Source organism: Mycobacterium paraffinicum, assembly GCF_001907675.1.
In the GTDB taxonomy this organism is placed as follows: Bacteria; Actinomycetota; Actinomycetes; order Mycobacteriales; family Mycobacteriaceae; genus Mycobacterium; species Mycobacterium paraffinicum_A.
Genome location: NZ_MPNT01000072.1, coordinates 1 through 2,545, shown reverse-complemented (window position 1 = coordinate 2,545; position 2,545 = coordinate 1). Strand labels below are relative to the sequence as shown.

2 protein-coding genes are annotated in these 2,545 nt (G+C 65.2%); both read left to right on the top strand.

Annotated features, from left to right (window positions below; genetic code table 11):
- The first annotated feature begins 164 nt into the window (after positions 1 to 164).
- On the top strand, positions 165 to 1,673 hold the full coding sequence (gene istA, locus BRW65_RS30720) for an IS21 family transposase (RefSeq protein ID WP_079669096.1): 1,509 nt from the start codon (positions 165 to 167) through the stop codon (positions 1,671 to 1,673).
- Positions 1,670 to 2,479, top strand: a complete 810-nt coding sequence (istB, locus tag BRW65_RS30715) for an IS21-like element helper ATPase IstB (protein ID WP_007172566.1) — start codon at positions 1,670 to 1,672, stop codon at positions 2,477 to 2,479. Before istA ends, istB begins: the two co-directional genes overlap by 4 nt.
- Positions 2,480 to 2,545: the final 66 nt, after the last annotated feature.

Sequence of the window (2,545 nt, the reverse complement as noted above, 5' to 3'; positions counted from 1 at the left end):
TGTCCGTGGCCATGAAAAAGTACCCACTGGTGGCCAAGTGGAGGTATCCGCTGGTGGCCGGATAAAAGTACCCACCCCGTGTTCGTCGTGTCGATCAGGAACTGCGGGCCCCGGTGGTGACGGTGAAGGTGCCAACCACTCATCGTCACCACCGGGGAGTTCCATTGAAGTCTGCGAGGGACCGCATGGACATCATTTCTGCTTATCAACAAGTCGGGTCATACCGCGGCGCCGCGCAGCTGTGCGGCACCACCCATAGGACCGTCAAGAAAGTCGTCGAGAAATTCGAAGCCGGTGAGAGCGCACCGCCGCGGGTCGAGCGGGCCCACAATTACGATGCGGTGGCCGATCTGGTCGCCGAGCGTGTCGAGAAGTCGGCGGGTCGGATGTCGGCGAAGCGGATGTTGCCGATCGCGAAGGCCGCCGGTTACGACGGGTCGGCACGCAACTTCCGTCGCCTCGTTGCTGAGGCGAAGGTGTTGTGGCGCAACGAACATCACCGGGGACGTCGCCCGGCGGTGTGGTCACCGGGTGAGTATCTGGTGATCGACTGGGCCCAAGCCGCACCCGGGTTGTTCCTGTTCTGCGCAGTGCTGGCGTTCTCCCGGTGGCGCTTCGTCGCGTTCGCCACCGACCAGAAGGCGTCCACGACGTTGGCGTTGATCGCCGAAGCGATGGCCGGGATAGGTGGTGTCCCGGCCCGGGTGCTGGCCGACCGGATGGCCTGTCTGAAGGGCGGCGTGGTCGCCAACGTGGTGATCCCTACCGCCGAATACGTCCGGCTGGCAGGTCATTACGGTTTCGCGCCGGACTTCTGCCATGCATCCGACCCTAAATCGAAGGGCATCGTGGAGAACTTGTGCGGCTACGCCCAACGCGACCTCGCCGTCCCGCTGCTCACCGACGCCGCCATCGCCGGGGTGCCGGTTGATCTGCGTGCTGCCAACGTTGCGGCCAGGGCGTGGTGTCTGGAGGTCAATGCCGCGGTGCATTCGGAGATCTGTGCGGTCCCCGATGAGCAACTGCTGATCGAACGGGAACTCCTGCAACCGTTGCCGTCGCTGCAACTTCGAATCGGGGCACCGTCGGTGATCCGCAAGGTCGACCGGCTGTCGTGTGTCCGGTATGCCTCGGCCCGCTACTCGGTGCCCACCCGACTGATCGGGACCAGCGTGGCCGTCGTCGTCGATCACGGCGCGCTGTGCATCGTGGAGCCCGCGACTGGGGTGATCGTGGCTGAGCACGAACTGGGTGCCCCAGGCAGCGCATCAGTCCTCGACGATCACTACGACGGTCCCCGCCCGGAACCTAGCCGCGGACCACGACCCAAAACTCATGCTGAGCAACAGTTCTGCACACTCGGCGAGGATGCTCAAGCATTCCTGGTCGGGGCCGCCGCGATCGGCAACACTCGGCTGGGCTCCGAACTGGAAGTCCTACTGGCGTTGGGCGCCGCCCACGGCACCGACGCCTTGGTCGGCGCGCTTCGCCGGGCGGTCGCGTTCCGGAGGTTCCGCGCGATCGACGTGCGGTCCATCCTGGCCGCCGGCGCCGGAACGCCGCAGCCCCGCCCCGCCGGGGATGCGTTGATCCTGGACCTCCCAGTCGCCCCGACCCGATCCCTGGCTGCCTACACGGTCAACCCGGCCGCAGACGGTGGTGCCACGTCATGAACGGCACGCCAGCCAAGGCAACCAAACCCGTTGCACCACTGTCCACTCCGCAATTCGCCGCTGATCTCGACGCCGGGCTGCGGCGGCTCAAGCTCGCCGCGATCCGGCGCACCGCCCCCGAAGTCCTAATCACCGCCAAGACCCAGCGCTGGACCCCCGAAGAAGTGCTACGGACCCTCGTCGAGACCGAACTGGCGGCACGGGATGCCTCCAACGTCGTCAACCGGCTCAAGGCTGCCGGGTTCCCGGTCACCAAGACCTTGGAGTCCTTCGACGTGGCCGCATCGTCGATTCAGCCCAAGGTGTTCGACTACCTGTCGAGCCTGGAATGGGTTCGCACACAACAGAATCTGGCGATCATCGGACCGGCTGGGACCGGCAAGTCCCACACCCTGATCGGACTGGGGGTCGCTGCGATTCATGCTGGGCACAAGGTCCGGTACTTCACCGCCGCCGACCTCGTCGAAACCCTCTACCGCGGCTTGGCCGACAACACCGTCGGCAAGATCATCGAATCCCTGCTCCGTGTCGATCTGATCATCCTCGACGAACTGGGCTTCGCCCCACTCGACGACACCGGCACCCAGCTGCTGTTCCGCCTCGTCGCCGGCGCCTACGAACGCCGCTCCCTGGCCATCGGCTCGCACTGGCCCTTCCAAGAGTGGGGTCGATTCCTGCCCGAGCAGACCACCGCCGTCAGCATCTTGGACCGGCTCCTGCATCACGCCACCGTCGTCATCACCGACGGCCAGTCCTACCGAATGAAGGACGCCCAACACCGGAAGGAGAACCCCCAACCAATCTAAGAATCACTGCACGGGGTGGGTACTTTTATCCGGCCACCAGCGGGTACTTCTACTTGGCCATTGACA